Source organism: Pantoea sp. App145 (assembly GCF_047947045.1).
Lineage (GTDB): Bacteria > Pseudomonadota > Gammaproteobacteria > Enterobacterales > Enterobacteriaceae > Pantoea.
In genome coordinates this window covers 14,537-32,449 of record NZ_CP133294.1, presented here as the reverse complement: position 1 = coordinate 32,449, position 17,913 = coordinate 14,537, and the positions used below count along the sequence as shown (strand labels likewise).

General features: G+C 50.5%; 12 protein-coding genes. 5 read left to right on the top strand and 7 right to left on the bottom strand.

Annotated elements, in window-relative coordinates:
- Positions 1-6 precede the first annotated feature (6 nt).
- The 3 genes from RCF31_RS26790 to uxuR all read left to right on the top strand — a co-directional run bounded on the left by RCF31_RS26790 (position 7) and on the right by uxuR (position 3,770).
- Complete coding sequence (locus tag RCF31_RS26790; protein WP_416414726.1) at positions 7-1,488, top strand: fructuronate reductase; 1,482 nt, start codon at positions 7-9, stop codon at positions 1,486-1,488.
- On the top strand, positions 1,488-2,906 hold the full coding sequence (gene uxaC / locus RCF31_RS26785) for a glucuronate isomerase (RefSeq protein WP_416414725.1): 1,419 nt from the start codon (positions 1,488-1,490) through the stop codon (positions 2,904-2,906). Before RCF31_RS26790 ends, uxaC begins: the two co-directional genes overlap by 1 nt.
- 87 nt (positions 2,907-2,993) lie before the next feature.
- A complete protein-coding gene (gene uxuR, locus RCF31_RS26780; RefSeq protein WP_313683724.1) occupies positions 2,994-3,770 on the top strand; it encodes a Uxu operon transcriptional regulator in 777 nt (258 codons plus the stop codon).
- A 1,094-nt stretch (positions 3,771-4,864) separates the two neighbouring features.
- Here the strand turns inward: uxuR and RCF31_RS26775 are convergent.
- The 4 genes from RCF31_RS26775 to RCF31_RS26760 form a co-directional block, all read right to left on the bottom strand.
- The gene (locus RCF31_RS26775) at positions 4,865-5,869 is read right to left on the bottom strand and encodes a RepB family plasmid replication initiator protein (RefSeq protein WP_416414839.1); all 1,005 of its coding nucleotides are present in this window, start codon (positions 5,867-5,869) and stop codon (positions 4,865-4,867) included.
- A 1,010-nt stretch (positions 5,870-6,879) separates the two neighbouring features.
- Positions 6,880-7,197: a hypothetical protein gene (locus RCF31_RS26770; RefSeq protein ID WP_416414723.1), complete on the bottom strand. Its 318-nt coding sequence runs from the start codon at positions 7,195-7,197 to the stop codon at positions 6,880-6,882.
- The gene (locus tag RCF31_RS26765) at positions 7,194-7,820 is read right to left on the bottom strand and encodes a ParA family plasmid-partitioning AAA ATPase (protein WP_299454569.1); all 627 of its coding nucleotides are present in this window, start codon (positions 7,818-7,820) and stop codon (positions 7,194-7,196) included. Before RCF31_RS26765 ends, RCF31_RS26770 begins: the two co-directional genes overlap by 4 nt.
- A 1,349-nt stretch (positions 7,821-9,169) precedes the next feature.
- On the bottom strand, positions 9,170-10,225 hold the full coding sequence (locus RCF31_RS26760) for a hypothetical protein (protein WP_416414721.1): 1,056 nt from the start codon (positions 10,223-10,225) through the stop codon (positions 9,170-9,172).
- A gap of 498 nt (positions 10,226-10,723) precedes the next feature.
- Here RCF31_RS26760 and RCF31_RS26755 point away from each other — a divergent pair, with 498 nt between their 5' ends.
- Positions 10,724-13,033, top strand: a complete 2,310-nt coding sequence (locus RCF31_RS26755; protein WP_416414720.1) for a molybdopterin-dependent oxidoreductase — start codon at positions 10,724-10,726, stop codon at positions 13,031-13,033.
- A 339-nt stretch (positions 13,034-13,372) separates the two neighbouring features.
- Complete coding sequence (locus RCF31_RS26750) at positions 13,373-14,011, top strand: NAD(P)H-dependent oxidoreductase (RefSeq protein ID WP_299454576.1); 639 nt, start codon at positions 13,373-13,375, stop codon at positions 14,009-14,011.
- Between the two features lie 75 nt (positions 14,012-14,086).
- Here the strand turns inward: RCF31_RS26750 and RCF31_RS26745 are convergent, their stop codons facing one another.
- Genes RCF31_RS26745 through RCF31_RS26735 form a run of 3 tightly spaced genes read right to left on the bottom strand, consistent with a single transcriptional unit; the run spans position 14,087 to position 17,903 of the window.
- Complete coding sequence (locus RCF31_RS26745) at positions 14,087-15,094, bottom strand: substrate-binding domain-containing protein (RefSeq protein ID WP_416414719.1); 1,008 nt, start codon at positions 15,092-15,094, stop codon at positions 14,087-14,089.
- A gap of 29 nt (positions 15,095-15,123) precedes the next feature.
- Positions 15,124-16,533, bottom strand: coding sequence for a sucrose-6-phosphate hydrolase (locus tag RCF31_RS26740; protein WP_416414718.1), 1,410 nt, complete (start codon positions 16,531-16,533; stop codon positions 15,124-15,126).
- Positions 16,533-17,903, bottom strand: coding sequence for a sucrose-specific PTS transporter subunit IIBC (locus RCF31_RS26735; RefSeq protein WP_332667935.1), 1,371 nt, complete (start codon positions 17,901-17,903; stop codon positions 16,533-16,535). The genes RCF31_RS26740 and RCF31_RS26735 overlap by 1 nt, the downstream gene beginning before the upstream one ends.
- Positions 17,904-17,913: the final 10 nt, after the last annotated feature.

Here is a 17,913-nt window from a genome sequence, read left to right as displayed (position 1 = left end):
GTTAACATGGAAAACACCCTTGCCAGTGGCACATGTACTGTTGCCCTTCCTGACTGGGATAGTTCCCGGCTGGTCCCCCGCATTGTCCATCTCGGATGTGGCGCTTTTCACCGCGCCCATCAGGCTGTTTATCTGCATCACCTGCTGGAAATCAGCGACTGCGACTGGGGCATCAGTGAGGTCAACCTGATGTCGGCAAGTGGCCAGCAGCTGGTGGAAAATCTGCGTAAACAGCGTTTGCTGTATAGTGTGGCCGAAAAAGGCGCAGATCAAATCGCGCTCAAAATCATCGGTGTCGTAAAAGAGGCCCTGCATCCGGCGCTGGATGGTTGTGGCGGTATTTTACAGGCGATGACGCGTGAGCAAACCGCCATCGTTTCCCTGACAGTGACGGAAAAAGGTTATTGTACCTCCGCAGCCTCTGGCGAACTGGATCTGACGCATCCGCTAATCCAGCACGATCTTTCTCACCCTGACACGCCCAAATCGGCGATGGGTTATATTGTCGAAGCGCTACGCCTGCGCCGTGAGCAAGGATTACTCCCCTTTACCGTTATGTCCTGCGATAACCTGCGTGAAAATGGTCATGTCACGCGTGCAGCGGTTCTCGGGCTGGCGCGGCAGCGCGACCCTGAGTTAGCTGAGTGGATTGCCAGCCAGGTGACCTTCCCCTGTACCATGGTGGACCGCATTGTCCCGGCGGTTACCGCAGAAACGCAACAGGAAATCGCCGCCCTGCTGGGAGTGAATGATCCCTGCGGCGTTGCCTGCGAACCGTTCCGCCAATGGGTGATCGAGGATAACTTCGTTAATGGTCGCCCCGACTGGGATCTTGTTGGCGCGCAATTTGTTGACGATGTCGTCCCGTTTGAACTGATGAAACTGCGTATGCTCAACGGCAGCCACTCGTTCCTGGCTTACCTCGGCTACCTCGGTGGGTTCCAGACCGTCGCGGAAACCATGCAACATAACGCATATCGCCAGGCCGCCTTCACCCTGATGATGGCAGAACAGGTTCCTACGCTGACCCTGCCTGTCGGCATTGACCTGCGAGGTTACGCTGAGCAGTTAATCGAGCGTTTCAGCAATCCCGCTTTGCAACATCGTACCTGGCAGATCGCAATGGATGGCAGCCAGAAGCTCCCGCAACGTTTACTCGATCCGCTGCGGCAACATCTGCGAAACGGTACTGACTACCGTCATCTGGCGATGGGTATTGCCGGGTGGATGCGCTATGTGCTGGCCGAAGATGAATCGGGCAGTAGCATCGAGGTGGTTGACCCATTATTCACTACCTTGCAGGCGATCAATCAGCAGCATGCAACGGGAGAAGATCGCGTCAAGGCATTGCTGGCGATTAACACGATTTTCGGTGAAGACCTGCCCGCAAATACGGCCTTTGTTGCCACGCTGACACAGTCCTATTTGCTGCTGTGCCAGGCCGGTGCACGCGCCGCTGTCGAATCACTCAGCCATGGAGTTTCCTGATGAGCCAATTTATGGATGAAGATTTCCTGCTGCAAACCGGTTTTGCGCGTCGTCTGTACCACGACTACGCCGCCGCGATGCCAATCTATGATTATCATTGCCACCTCAATCCGCGCGAAATCGCCGAAGATCGTCGTTTCGCCAATCTGGGGCAGATCTGGCTCGAAGGCGACCATTATAAATGGCGTGCATTACGCGCGGCGGGTGTTGAGGAATCACTGATTACCGGAGCCAGCACCAGCGATTACGAAAAATACATCGCCTGGGCACATACCGTGCCGAAAACCCTTGGTAACCCGCTCTATCACTGGACTCACCTCGAATTGCGTCGTCCATTTGGTATCACTAACACCCTGTTCGGACCTGATACCGCGCAGCAAATCTGGGACCGCTGTGCTGAGAAACTGGCTTCTCCTGAATTTTCTGCGCGCGGCATCATGCGCCAGATGAATGTTCGGATGGTCGGCACCACCGATGACCCTGTCGATTCTCTGCAATACCATCGTCAGATCGCCGATGACGACAGCATTGATATTGATGTTGCGCCGAGCTGGCGGCCTGACCGGGTGTTTAAGATCGAACTCGACGGTTTTGTTGATTATCTGGAGCGGCTCGAAGCAGCGGCGGATATTGCCATCAACAGTTTTGCGGCACTCCGTCGTGCGCTCATGCAACGACTTGATCATTTTGCTGCGCATAGCTGTCGGGCCGCTGACCACGGTATCGAAACCCTGCGTTTTGCGTCGGTGCCGGACGATCATACGCTCGATACCATTCTGGCAAAACGTCGTCGGGGCGATCAGCTGGAGGAGCGGGAAATCGCGCAGTTCAGCACTGCGGTGTTGGTATGGCTTGGCGCAGAATACGCACGCCGTGGCTGGGTGATGCAGCTGCATATCGGCGCGATTCGTAATAACAGCACGCGCATGTTTCGTCTGCTGGGTCCGGACAGTGGCTTCGATTCTATCGGTGATAACAATATCGCCTGGCCACTGGCGCGTCTGCTTGATGCGATGGATATTGAAGATCGGTTGCCAAAAACCATTCTTTATTGTCTGAATCCGCGTGATAACGAAGTGCTGGCGACCATGGCAGGTAACTTTCAAGGTGCGGGCATCGCAGGCAAGGTTCAGTTCGGTTCCGGCTGGTGGTTCAACGATCAACGCGATGGGATGCTGCGGCAGCTGGAGCAATTATCGCAAATAGGTTTACTCAGCCAGTTTGTTGGCATGCTGACCGATTCACGCAGCTTCCTTTCCTATACCCGCCATGAATATTTCCGCCGTATTCTGTGCAACCTGCTCGGGCAGTGGGTAAAGGATGGCATCCTGCCTGAAGATGAACCGCTGCTCGGTAACATGGTGCAGGATATTTGCTTCAACAATGCGCAACGGTACTTTGCACTCACCCCTCTGTGAGGTCAGCAGCATCACTATGCTATAGTGCCTGTCTCTGAAGATGGCAGCTTCAGGGGTTGTTATCCCTTAACCAGCAGAAAGAGCATTATGAAAATTCATGCCTCACCACAGCGCCCTTATCAGGAAGTCGGAGAGCTTCTCCGCAGGATGATTACGCAGAAGGAATATGCTGTGGGGGAACGGCTGCCGCCGGAACGTGAAATTGCCGGGATGCTAAATGTTACGCGTACCCTGGTGCGTGAGGCGTTGATCATGCTGGAGCTGGAAGGGTTGATCGAAGTGCGGCGTGGTGCAGGCATCTATGTGATTAATGATAATCCCTCGCCGCCAGCTCCTGCCCAACCCGCCTGCAACGATGCAGGACCGTTTGAGATGTTGCAGGCTCGTCAGCTACTGGAAAGTAACATCGCCGAGTTTGCGGCACTTCAGGCCACCCGCGAAGATATTGTGAAAATGCGTCAGGCGCTGGAGCTGGAAGAAAAAGAGCTGGCTTCCGGTGCCGTGAATAGCTCAGAAAACGGTGATCGCAATTTCCATCTGGCGATTGCCGAGGCAACCCATAACAGCATGCTGGTGGAACTGTTTAAACAGTCATGGCAGTGGCGTGAAGACAATGTGATGTGGAGCCAGTTGCACCGCCATCTGATTAACACCAGTTACCGCAAACAGTGGTTAGATGATCATAAAAAGATCCTCGCTACGCTTATCAAGAAAGATGCCCGTGCTGCTAAAATGGCAATGTGGCAACATCTGGAAAATGTTAAACAGCGCCTGCTGGAATTTTCTGACGTTGATGATATTTACTTCGATGGTTACCTGTTCGATTCCTGGCCACTAAATAGCACCAGTAGTCAGGACATCTGATGGGCTTCTGCTGATTCTCTGTCCAATGCGTTTCAATGAAACTCCTGCACAGCTGGCAGGAGTTTTACTTTCTGGCTTCAAACATGTCTGACTGACAGCCCTGTCGTTACCGTCTTCCCTTTTGCTGACTTTTCAGGTGCAAGCCCCCCGTTAAGCCCACGGCAGATCTTATCTACTTATGCAGGATCCTCTTACCTGCTTGCTGATACCTTCAGTTCTGTCAGCAGCCTTATCTACTCACTACAGCTTATATCTGGCGACTCAGGACTGATTACAGCTCAGATAACATCAGTCTCTGACTCCGATGTTTTAAGTTTAAAATCTTTTAATATCAGAAAGATATATCTATACCACTCTTTCAGCTGCCACTGATTTTGTGATAAGCCTGCATATCGCCATGAACCAAGTGACGTTGTCACATAATGCATTTAATTTATCTAACCTGCTGATAAGATTATGTTATCGCTAATAAGTCTTTTTTAAGAACCGATACCATTTCCTCAAATCAGCGTGATGTTCTCTACTCCCTATAGTTTATATATAAGCTATAGGGAGTAAATCATCTCTGGTGATACTTCATAAGCTGTAGGGAGTAATCATAATCTAGAGTGAGTAAGTTGTGATTGCATCGATTAAGTTAGTGCTTGCTAACAAAAATAAAATCAATAAGTTGCAGGTTAGTGGTTACCAGGGGGGTAACTGAATATAAGCTATAAGGAGTAGATTGCTCACCACAGACTATATATAAGCTATAGTGAGTAACTTCTCCTGCCAGGGATGTTGCATCCTAAGCTGCAGGGAGTAGATCATGAGATGTAGTCAGTCTTTTATAAACTATAGTGAGTAGATCCCTGCCAATCCCCCTCCCCTGCATAAGCTATGGTGAGTAATCCACTCACTACAGCATATGACATAATCTATAGCGAGCAGGAAGATAAGCTATAGTGAGTAATCTGCTCGAGGACTATCACGTGAGTGGAGTCATCAGTCACTTTAAGATCAATGAGTTAGATGAAAAGCATAAACTATGGAGAGTATTAAGAGGGGTAAGTATAAGCTGTAGTAAGTAACCTACTCACTACAGCTTATATCCATCACTTAGCTTTGAACAGTTTCTCGAGGTCGGCCATCGAGATCCCTAACTTATTCAAAAGTTCGAGTTTTTCCTGAAGCGCTGCATCAACCGGTTCTGCCGGCGTTGTGGGAGCTGAAGTTGGAAGCTGAGGATTTTCAACGCTCTCATTTTTCGGTGCTTTCAGCTTTGGACGGCGATAATGAACGTTGAAATAGACGCTACGGCCCCGCTGCACTTCTGAGTAGTCCAGATAGCCAATCTCCTTCAGTTGCTCCATCGCACGCCTTACCGTCTGGTTTTGTGAGAAAACCGGGGACTTAAGGTTAAGCCTGTCACGCAGGCGAGCCAGAGAAATGGGGGCAGGATTTTTTGGCAGACTTTCGATATAGGTATAAAGCGCCTGAGCTGACTCACGACGCTTCAGCACATTGATAGCTTTAAGCTGCAAAAGCACTTTACGATCAAACTCATATAGTTCAAAGAGTTTGGGGTCTGCCTGCAAAATAACGATGTCTTTTTTGGTATCGTAATAGGCTGACTGCACCAGGTGGGTGATATATTCCTTACCATCATCCCCCATGTTGCTGGTGAATGAGATGGTTGTCGCTGCTATACGCTTCAGAGAGGGACTGATACGCTCTCTGAGCTTCTTAGACGAGCGGCTTGAAGGGATCCCGCATAGCTTGGCAAATTCAACGAACGGCAGCTGTACCTTGTCACCAATGACTTTGTGCTTGGCAAAGGAGTGAATGATCCCGACCCAGGTCTTGAAATCGTTGTCCATATCAAGGCGCGGGCCGACGATCTCGACCTTATCGAACCCCTCGGCTTTCGCCAGAGAAAGTCGGGTCAGTTCTTCGGTGGCGTCCGTGGTAGCAAAGGTTTTATTTTTACTGTTTTTCAGTGACTTAAGTGTAGGAACAAAAACACCGAGGCGCATTAATGCAACCGGCTGAACCGTATTGTTGACATTAGGTGTGAGCGTGATGACCTCACCTGTATTCTTGTCCTTTTCCTCAAACAGTTTCTTCAGGTCTAGATTCTCGCTGTCCACGGGCATTCTCACGGTTTCGTCGATGATCGTTGAAAAGATCGAAGCATCAGGATTGTGAATTACAGAACAACAACTCACGCAAAGTGAGCCTAATTGCATGAAGATAAGGGAGAAAAACAATCCACAGCAATATCGGTGTTCAGTGCATTTTGCTCACTATAGCTTATGTCGTTTTCCAACTACAGCTTATATTTAGCATGCTATAGTTTATGGTTCTCTCACTACAGTTTATATTTCACTTACTATAGCTTATGCTGATACCCTCTCAGGCCAGTGCTGCTGCGGGCTGCGACGATCGGGGATCTATTTGGGATCTCTATAGGATCTACACTGGATCTAATTAATTAGGATCTAACCAGTGGATAAGTGGATATCTTGCTAAGAAATGGGTGTTAAGCCATCGGCTCAACCTTACTGTTTGGCTCAAAAGGCTTCGATCGCTGCTCACTAACCGAGTGTGATCTTAATGAGTGTCTGATATCGATTTCTGACAGGCCTTCAGCATCAGATTCTGGCAATACGCGATCGACAATATCCAGAATTAAGTGCACTCAACTCAAAACGAAAAGCTTTTACTTCAAGCTACATACCAACACTTCAGTAAATGATCTACTCATCATGCCAAAAGGATCGTTGTATAAGCCCTTCTCCGCATTTTCCATGATGGATAAGCACCAACCCTCACTAATCGCCTGATAACGCATTCTGAGAGCATACAGGACGCTTTTAACCCTATCAGGCAGTATGACGAATATCAGGTATCGTTATTTCATTCTTAAATGAGGTAAGAGACAGGCATCTCTGCCTCCCGATCTTACGATCTTAACAAGTTAAGAAGATTTGTTCTGACGATATGCTAACGAACTGATCATCACGCTAATGGGCAATAAGATATTGAGAGTAAGACAAATGGAGGGTGACGTTGTCACAAAGTAAGTTACTATCTTAATAAGATAATAACTTACTTATTCGAGATTTACTTACTGAAGCTTAGCTTTGCTGATAAGCACTGAGATTTCTTCGTCTGATAAATGTTCAAGTCCGAGAATTGCGGCGCGAACAATGTCAGAACGATTTACTCGTGAACCACCGGCCAGGATTTCATTACGAATACGATTGTCGATATCTTTAAGGTTCTCATCGGTAAACGAGATACTGACTGGTTTAGCTTTAGCCTTCTTTACTGGCTCAGGATCGGGTGCTTTTGCTTGCAGAGCACCCGTTGTGGTCAATGCCGCAGTCCCGCCATTAATGAAGTCATTCTCTCTTTCTTTCGAAACGCCAGCTCTGTTTCTCATAAGATGACCTCCTGGATCAGCCTTTCAACTTCATCTTTAGCTTTACTGTTTTCTGTTTCATAAATGGTCATAGACTCTGCCCAGGCATCCCTGTGAGCTTTACGATCGCAGATACGAGTTTCAGCCAGTTTCATTTCAGGAAAATCTTCCAGAACCTTAGCGGCTTCGTTGCCTTCATTAACGAACATATTAGTTGGGGTCATGTTCAGCACAAGATACCCTTTCACATCTTCGTTAAAGTCCTTCGCAGCTGTGAATACTGAGCAGGTATGAGGCACCACATCGAGATCCATTTGTGATGGACGCAGAGGTGAAATGAAGACATCTGCGGCCATCAGGCCACTGCGCATTTCTGCACTGTCTCGACCAGCGCAATCAGCAATGATGTAGTCGTAAGATTTCGCATGCTCTTTAAGCATAGCTTTGATATTGCCGGAGGCGCCGGTTACGGGAATATGCGGGAGTGATTCCGGACGGTTATTGTACCAGGTTAATACGGATTTCTGGTCATCGGCATCCACGATGAGCACTCTGTAGCCACGGGAAAGCAATCCAGCAGCGAGAGACACAGCCAGGGTACTTTTGCCTACCCCACCCTTCTGACTACCCAGTACGATAATCATCGATGACCTCCATTAATAACGATAAATAGTGTAACGCGGAAATGTTGTAATCATCGTATCTTAACAAGATCTTCTGATAACAACAAGACAAGATACTATCTTGTTAAGTTGTTATTTGTGATTATGGTATCTTACTCTTAATATCTTGTTAAGATAGCAATCGTGAATTGCACCAACACTCAAACATTCTCTTCCGCCATATCATAGCGACGAGATAATCACGATAAATCAGTCACCTATTGCCTTAACAACTCAACGTTATTACGGGGATTGTGAGGTTACGGCAGGTCTATACGATGATAGTAAAATATTAAGATGTTTACTTAACAAGTTCGTAATCTCTGACACTTACCTACGTATTATCTTGTTAAGTTAATTTGTTAGCATCTTAATATTTTTCTTTTGCTGTGATGGTCGATTCGGCACCCAATAAGTAACGTTTACTCTGTACATCTGACAATATTCCAGAACGTGTTGAGGAACTAACGTGGACACATACATATTTAGTCTGGCGCAGGTGCTCTGATTAATTATACCTGCCGATGGCAGTATGGGTAGTCGGCATTATGAGCACATGCCGGAGGTGCCCCCCGGAAGAGATTTAGAGCATGGTTAAGATAAAATTAATATGATAATAAGTTGACGGGATAACATTATGGTAATTTATTATCTTGTTAAGCCACTAAGCCACTAAGCCACTAAGCCACTAAGCCACTAAGCCACTAAGCCACTAAGCCACTAAGCCACTAAGCCACTAAGCCACTAAGCCACTAAGCCACTAAGCCACTAAGCCACTAAGCCACTAAGCCACTAAGCCAGTTAGAAATTATCAATATCATATCTTAATCTATTACTATCTTAACAAGATATTATGATGGTGATAGGTTAAACCCGATAGAATTATGTTACTAACATAACTTCTTATCATCTTATTAAGACAGGTATTGATGTTCTCACCCGGTGCAATGACTGGGTTAAGATAACAGATTGTGGTTATAATCGGCAGTGTGCCAACATCGATAGGGTTAGTAATTTACGCAGTTGATAAGACAATACCGGCTTAACAAGATCATAAAAAAAGATGTTGCCATCATAATATCTTATTAAGAAATTAACTTATTAACACTTGAGTTGTCATAATTAATGTTAACAAGATATGATCTTATTAAAATGAGCTGTTGCTATGTAATTATCTTGTTAAGATAATAATATGACATAATGATGTTCATTGGATGGTTTCACTGAATCCGGAATGCCTTAATGCCAAAATCAACAGAGGGGAGTTCTCCGAACTATCTTTAAGGCGCCATCACCCCCAAAAGTTTTTCAGAAAAATGCAGCAAAGCACATCACATTTTCTCTCCCTTTGCGGTGGGTGAAGCTTTATGTTCAGCACTGTAAATGAACATAGGATACCCCAGCGCCAGACTGCCTGCGGCGGTCACACTTTGAACAAGGCTGTCACCCTGAATCGCAAAAGTATTGGCATAGGTGGAAGCAAATAAAGATGAACGGCTGGCAATGGGAATAGAGACCAGATCGCCAACACTTTGCCAGTTGATGTCATCTCCCGAACGCAAATGACAACGAATGTGTAGTGCCTCCGCGTCAGTGAAGTAGGCATGTAACTGTCGGCAGGTAATATGCTCTACCGTTTCACCAAAGATATTGAGGCTGGTAGCAGAAACAACATTCGCCGTTATCGGCCCCAGTGCTGATAACGCATCGGCGACATAGGCCATCGCCAGGCAGACCAGAGTTTGATTGACAGCGTAGGCACCCGCAGCACAAGCTATCGCAGGCAGAATGGGGGCAGGTGTTGCATTATCATGTAACGTCAAAAAATACTGGCAAAGGTCTCGGACAGGGACATAAACCCAGAAAGCAGAAATTAATGCTGGAGCAGCCGCAGCAAGGCCACCAGAACAGGCCAGCCCGGCCATTGCCCCGGTCACCATGGCTATATTAGCCAGTCGAGCACAGTTACTCTGCACCGTTTGCCTTCCCTGATAAACATCTGTAGCCAGGCCTGCAAATTGCAATAAAACAGGAAGAAGGCCGGAGATGACACCCACAGTGGTGACGGCTGTTGGCGCTATTGTCGATAAGTGTGACAGCACACCATGCCTGACAACTTCACGCGCAGCGGTGGACAAGCCTACGGATGCAAGGTTGCGTGAAAAAACAGCGCGAAAATTATTTAAGAACTGAGAAAAGTCAGCTTTCGACATTTCAGCAACAAATTCTGGTATCTCAATCGCGCTAAAATCCTTCGTGAAAAACGACTGTTCGGGAAGTTCCTCCATATCAATTGCAGTGAAATCCTTATCAAAAGCCCGTCCGATATCGACTTCGCCAGGCATGTCGCACATATTTAGCGTTATTGAATGCGATTGTTCGGTCATTGCAGAAAGCGAGACCGGGGCATGACGGGAATCGTTGCGATTAACAGCGGATGTGGAACAGGGTGTATCGACGACGTTCTTCGCATAAGAACACCCGTCAGAAAGTGTCTGTGCCCCCCATACATTAGCGGGTGCCGGGTGTTGAACCAGGGGCACAAAAGAGTGATGGGGGCAGGTGGCGATTGAAAACATGGGGCATCCATTTCTTTATTTGTGAAATAATTGGCTATTACCAAAGTAGAAATGTTTTAACGGTTCTTCCCATATAAAAAACTTATCACCTAAAACGAGGTAGTCACGCGGAACTTAATGTTAACAATGCAGCAAGTCAGTTGACGCCTCATCGTATCGAAGTCTCATTGCGGGCGAGAGGTCAGCATATTGCAAGCGAAGCAAGAGGGCAGGTTAGCGCTGTAGTATAGATATTTTATCTCTGTACCTTTCCCTCTGTGCTACTGTGACGGAATACCAATAACGTAATTCACATCGCAAATCACCATGACCAAACATCACAACCTCGCCGTTATGCACTGGGGCACTTATCGCGTGTCTACTTCCGAAGGCTCCCTTACTGCCGTTGAACCAGTCGAATGGGACCGTAACCCTTCAGCGATCGGCCAGTCTCTGGTCGGTGCGGTGAATGGCCCCAGCCGTATCCGTCGCCCTGCTGTGCGTCTCGGTTATCTCCAGCATGGCCACGATTCACGTCATGGTCGTGGTAAAGAACCTTTTGTTGAAGTGAGCTGGGAAACGGCCATCGCGCTGGTCGCCGATGAACTGACAAGGGTAAAGCAGACTCATGGCAACCAGGCCTTTTATGCCGGTTCTTATGGCTGGTCGAGTGCTGGTCGCTTCCATCACGCGCAAAGCCAGTTGCACCGATTCTTTAACCAGCTGGGTGGCTACACGGACAGCACTAACACCTATAGCCTGGCGGCGGCCGAGCGGTTATTACCGCATATCATCGGAGAGCTGGATGTGTTGCAGAAGCAACATACTCACTGGTCTTCGCTGGCCGAGCATTGCGAGCTGTTTGTCGCTTTTGGTGGCCTGCCTTTACGTAATTCGCAGGTTAATGGCGGCGCAGCAAACGATCACTCTCTCAAGCACTGGCTGGGGGAGATGCAGCATAACGGTACCCATTTTATTAATGTGAGTCCGGTTAAAAACGATCTCTCCGGTGTTACTAACGCGGAATGGCTTTCACTGAAACCGGGCAGTGACACGGCGTTGTTGCTGGCGCTGAGTTTTGTGCTGATTGATGAATCACTCTACGACGCCCGTTTTGTTGCCAGTCACACCGTCGGATTTGCTGAGTATCGGGACTATCTGCTGGGCCACAAAGACGGCAAGGCAAAAACGCCGGAATGGGCAGCCGCTATCACGGGGATAGAGGCGCAAGTCATTCGCGAGCTGGCGCGCAAGATGGTGGCAAAACGCACCATGATTAACATTGCCTGGTCACTGCAACGCGCGTTCCAGGGGGAGCAAACCTTCTGGGCAACTGTGGCGCTGGCGGCGATGATTGGCCAGATCGGCACTCCAGGCGGTGGCCTCGGTTTTGCCTATGCCAGCACCAACCTGGCGGGTTCGGTACGTCGTACTTTCTCCGGCCCGCGTTTCCCGGCAGGAACCAACGCGGTCAACGAAATCATCCCGGTGGCGCGTCTTTCGGACATGTTGCTGAATCCGGGTGGTCATTATCAGTTTGACGGCAGGGATTGCACCTATCCCGATATCCGTGTGGTTTATTGGGCGGGCGGTAACGCTTTCCACCATCATCAGGATCTGAATCGTCTGGTTGAGGCCTGGCGACAGCCGGATACCGTGGTGGTACACGAGCAATACTGGACTGCCCAGGCGAAATTCGCTGACATCGTTTTCCCGGTTACCACCTCGCTGGAACGCAACGATATCGGCAGCTCCAGTAATGATGGTTTTATCATTGCCATGCGCCAGCATATTGCCGCGCAGGGAGAGGCGCGGGATGATTACGCCATCTTCCACGCGCTGGCGGAAAAGATGGGTTTTGGCGAGAGTTTCAGCGAAGGGCGTGATGCCGATGCGTGGCTGCGCTTTATTTATGATGCTTCCAGACCGCGTGCGCTGGCAGATGGTATCGATTTACCTGCCTTCGACGATTTCTGGGGGCAGGGAATGCTGGAGTATGCACGTCCAGACGAACCGCAGATTTTCCTGAAAGCCTTCCGTGACAACCCGGAATTGGCACCACTGCCGACCCCTTCCGGTAAAATTGAACTATTTTCTCAGACCGTGGCCGATTTCGGATATGAAGAGTGTCCGGGGCATCCGTTTTGGTATGAACCTGAAGCTGAGTCACAGCGTGAAATCGCCGCCCAATGGCCGCTGCATCTGCTTTCCAGCCAGCCGCGAACCCGCCTGCATAGCCAATATGACCACGGTAGCGTGAGTCGCAAAACCAAGATTCAGGGCAGGGAACCGCTGTGGATGCATCCTCTGGATGCCGCAACACGTAGCATCAGCGAAGGCAGCGTGGTGAAGGTGTTTAATCAGCGCGGTGCCATTCTGGCAGGTGTTCATCTTAGTGAAGATATTCGTCCCGGTGTGGTGCAGATGTCAACGGGCGCCTGGTATGACCCGCAGGACCCGAGCCTGACAGATTCACTTGATAAACACGGTAATCCGAACGTGCTGACGGAGGATCGTGGCAGTTCAAGATTGGGGCAGGGCTGTAGCGCGCAGAGTTGCTGGGTCGAGATCGTTGCCTGGAACGAACCGCTACCAGAAGTGACGGCCTTCAACCCGCCTGAGTTTGTGATGGTTTAAGGGGGATAGGATTATGTGGATTTCTGATTATCATGTTAATTTGTTAAGTTAATAAAATATCAGCTTTATAGAGTAAATGATGTGCCAGGGTACGTATCAGGTCTTAAAAGCATGATCAGGCGAGGTTGTGACTGGCTACTAACCAGCAATAATTGTCATGACGTTTGTAAATACATTTATTGTGAGGAGTGCGGTATGGGTAGCATAAATCTTCGTATTGATGATGAACTCAAGGCTCGTTCTGCTTCAGCGGCAATCCATAAGTGCTGATATCCTCTGAAACGCTTTGCAGGCCGCCCCGATGTGGCCTGCGTTCTCAAACACCATAAGGAAGATATCTTGACCACTCTTAATGACAAACTTGCCTGGCGTTACGCAACCAAGAAATTTGATGCCAGCAAAGTGGTGCCAGACGACAAACTGGAACGCATCATTGAAGCCGTGCGCTTAACCGCGACCTCCAGCGGATTGCAGCCGTTTGAGTTGATGGTCATTACCAACGCAGAAATCCGTGAAAAAATTCGTGCTGTAGCGTGGAATCAGGCGCAGATTACGGATTGTTCTCACCTGATGGTGTTTGCTGCCTGGGATGACATCACCCCCGATCGCGTCAATATGATGTTCGATCTGACCAATGAAGTCAGGGGTTTCCGCAATGAGGGTTGGGAGAATTACCGTCAGATGCTGCTGGGCATTGTTGCTGAGCGTGGCACCGAAGGTAATTATCAGTCGGCGGCGCGTCAGGCGTACATCGCGCTGGGTAGTGCAATGATTGCCGCCGCTTTTGAAGAAGTTGATGCGACACCGATGGAAGGTTTTGACCCGGCAGCGGTCGATGAAATCCTTGGTCTGAAAGAGAAAGGTCTGCGCAGTGTGATCATTCTGCCGCTGGGCTACCGTGCTGATGAAGGCGACTGGCTGGTGAACCTGAAGAAAGTTCGTCGTAGCCGTGAAAACTTCGTCACCGAAATTAAATAACCTGCCTTATTCCTTTCCGACAGGAGTACAAAAAGGGGTTCCCGAATTGGGAGCCCCTTTTTTAAACACCAGGATCTACACGGAACGTAAGCGCAGCGTAGCGGGAAGGATGATCTGATTTTCTGCCGGGTCCTGTCCCTGAATCATCTGCGTCAGCATGGAGAAACACTCCTGCGCCAGGCGTGGCACGTTCTGTTCTACGGTGTCGATAGGCACTGACAGCGAATCATAAAGATAGTGATCATCAAAACTGGCGATGCGGATATCGCTGGTCAGCAAATGGTGCTGACTCATATAACGCAGTACCCCTTCCAGCAGGCCGCAGGCGGCGGTAAACAGCGCTTTAGGTGGACGTCCGAGTCTGGCGCATAGTGCGGCAAACATCTCGTAGCCACTGCTGGGGTGATAGTTACCGTGAATAATCCACTCCGGGCGTAGTGTGACTCCGGCGCGCTCCAGCCCCTGCATAAAACCCGCCAGACGGTCTTTGGTAGGTGACAGGCGCGGCTGGCCGCCGAGAAAGTAAACCTCATCAGGTCTGGCGCGTGCCAGTCGTTCCACTAAATCGGCTGTGGGGGTAATGGAGTCGGTGATCACCAGTGGCAGCTGAGTGTCGTTCATATGCCGGTCAAACAATACCACCGGCAGCTGTTCGCTGAGTTTTACGTAGTCACTGTCGCTCAACATGCTGGAGGCAACGATCAGACCATCCACCTGACGCGCCACGAGGTTATTGACCACTACCATTTCCTGCCCGGCATTTTCATCGGTACAGGATATCAGCAGTTGCAGGCCCGCTTCGCGACACAAATTTTCCAGCTCGTGAGAAAACACGGCGAAACCGTGGTTGGTGATTTCCGGCACCACCAGCCCCAACGTATGGCTGCGGTCATCACGCAGCAGGCGGGCATGGATGCTCGGCTGATAATGATGTTGCTGCGCCAGCGTCAGCACACGCTCCCGTGTCTCCTTTGCCACGCGCAACTCTTTACCACGGCCGTTCAGCACCAGGCTGGCAGTGGCTTTTGACACCCCTGCCAGCGCGGCGATATCACTGATGGTAACGCGTTTTGTTTTTCTCACGACAATGCATCGGTTAATGAAACAATGACTTATTCTACCATGCAGTGACGTAACGACCAGTAGCGGGCTTGCAGATCTGCGCTGCCGCTCAGGATTAAACGTGCCGGATGGGCCGGGAAGTAACGGCTGCTCATCACGCCTTCACCATCGTTAATAAAGATTTCCACGCTGGAGTGGTCACAAAGGATCTGCAAACGGCTGGCGGTTCCTTCCCAGTAACGATACAGCCACTCACCGGTCTCCAGACTGCGGCGGGCGAGGCGCAGTGCATCCCGACGCCACTCCAGAATTAGCGTGTCGGCAAAATTCAGCGTCACCTCACCCTGGCTTTCCAGCAACAGTTCCAGCCGTTGCGCCTCTAACGGCGGAGCGGTATCAGCGCTGCCGTGGTAACGCTGTTCTTCCCCACGCAGTGCCTGCAATTCTGCGATGGGTTGCTGATACAGCCTGCCATCCCGTGAGCTCAGTTCACGCAGGCACGTCATCTGATGGATCCAGCCCTGGGCGACGGTGGGTTGGGCCATCTCTTCGCCGTCCGGCACACCCATCCAGCCTACCAGCAGGCGTCGGCCGTCGGCAGTGAGTGTGGTTTGCGGTGCATAAAACTCGAATCCGGCGTCCAGTTCCCGCAACGATCCGTGCCGGTAATGGACGTTGTCATAATCGAGTTGACCGCTGAGATACGCGCTCGGATGGGTATTCAGATAACGTTTCTCTTCCCGCGTCACGCCCTGCGGGCAGCAGATAAGGTAAGTGTTTTCACCGAGGGAGAACATGTCTGGGCACTCCCACATATAACCTGCCTCTCCCAGGCCACCGAGACCGCTTCCGGCAATCTCTCCGAGGTTATGCCAGCTGTGCAAATCCGCTGAACGCAGCAGCAGCACTTTGCCCTGCAATTGCGGGTCCTGAGCGCCCAGCACCATGTACCAGTCGTCCCCGTGCCGCCACACTTTCGGGTCTCGTACATGCCCGGTATAACCCTCTGGCAGCGCAATCACCGGGCCGGTTTTATCAAAACCACCCGCGCTATTTTGCACCGCCAGACACTGCCAGGCGGTGCGCGAGCCGTCGTCATATTTGACGTTGCCGGTATAGACCAGCGTCAGCACGCCCTGGTTATCGACGGCGCTACCGGAGTAGCAGCCGCTGCGGTCATAGTCCTCATCAGGCATCAGCGCAATAGGTTCGTGTTGCCAGTGCAGCAGATCCGCCGAACTCCAGTGCCCCCAGCATTTATGCTTATGCTGGCAGCCAAGTGCATTCCACTGGTAGAACAAATGGTAGCGACCGGCAAAGTGGATAAAGCCGTTAGGATCGTTGAGCAGGCCGGTTACCGGAGCCAGGTGCCAGCCGGGATAGTGGCTGTCACTGAGCGCCCTGGGCTGGCGCTGCATCACCGCCTGTAAAATGGCGGGCAAAAGCGTTGAGGAAGCCATTATTCAGAGTCCGTTTTGTATTTAAGCAGGTAAGAGAGAACGAAGGCGGTGCTGAAGGCAATCACCATCCCAATCGCATAATTTAGCAGAGAGCTGGCCTGTACAATCGCCATACCCGGCAGGCCCGTCAGTCCGACTGCGGTCATGTACACATGCACCGATACCACCCAGGCCCCCCCGATGGCACCCCCGATCAGCGCTGCGATAAAGGGTTTCATAAAACGCAGGTTGATACCAAAGATAGCGGCCTCGGTAATGCCCAGCAGCGCCGAGAACGCCGAGGGCAGGGTGATAGCTTTAATCTTCGCATCTTTAGTTTTAAACCATACCGCCAGACAGGCTCCCCCCTGTGCCACGTTAGCCATCGCCCAGATCGGCAACAGGAAGTTGACTCCAATGGAAGGATTGCCCAGCAGACCGGCTTCGATGGCATGGAAGCTGTGATGCACGCCGGTGATGACAATCACCGAATACAACCCGCCAAACAACAGTCCCGCCAGCCAGCCCGCGTGGGTGATCAGGGTGCTGAGCACGAAGGAGATGCCATCGCCCAGCATTCGACCGGCCGGGCCGATGATCAGCAGCGCGACAAAGCCGGAGATAATCACCGTCAGGAAGGGTGTCAGAATCAGATCCAGCGCATCCGGGATCACCCGGCGCAGTTGTTTTTCCAGCATGCTCATAAACCACACCGCCAGCAGCACCGGAAACACCGTGCCCTGGTAGCCAATCATCGCGACTTCGATACCGAAGAAGTTCATGGTGTGGAAGCCTGCCGCCACACCCCAGGCGTTAGTCAGGGCCGGGTGGGTAAGGATGCCGCCAAGGGTGGCACCGAGGAAGGGGTTACCGCCAAATTCACGCGCAGCGGTAAAGCCAATCAGGATCGGCAAAATGATAAATGCAGCCGAGCTACACATATCGAGCATGATGTAGAGCGCATTATCAGGATTTACCCAGCCATAGGTTTTGACCATTCCCAGCAGCCCCATTAGCAGGCCGGAGGCGACGATGGCGGGAATGATCGGCACAAAAATATTCGACAGCAGACGGGCGATGCGCTGGAATGGATTCAGTTTACGCGCGGCAATATCAGCCGCTTCTGATTTGCTCGATTCGCTGATGCCCGCCTCGGCGATAAACGCCGCATAAACCTTGTTAACCACACCAGTACCGAAAATAACCTGCAACTGACCGGCATTGCGAAAGCAGCCTTTCACGCCATCGATTTTGCCAATGGCATCGGTATCTGCTTTAGCATCGTCCACCAGTACCAGACGCAGGCGCGTGGCGCAGTGCGCGGCGCTGGCAATATTGTCCCTGCCTCCCAGCAACGGCAGTAGCGACCGGGAAATTTTTGCAAAATCCATACTTACCTCT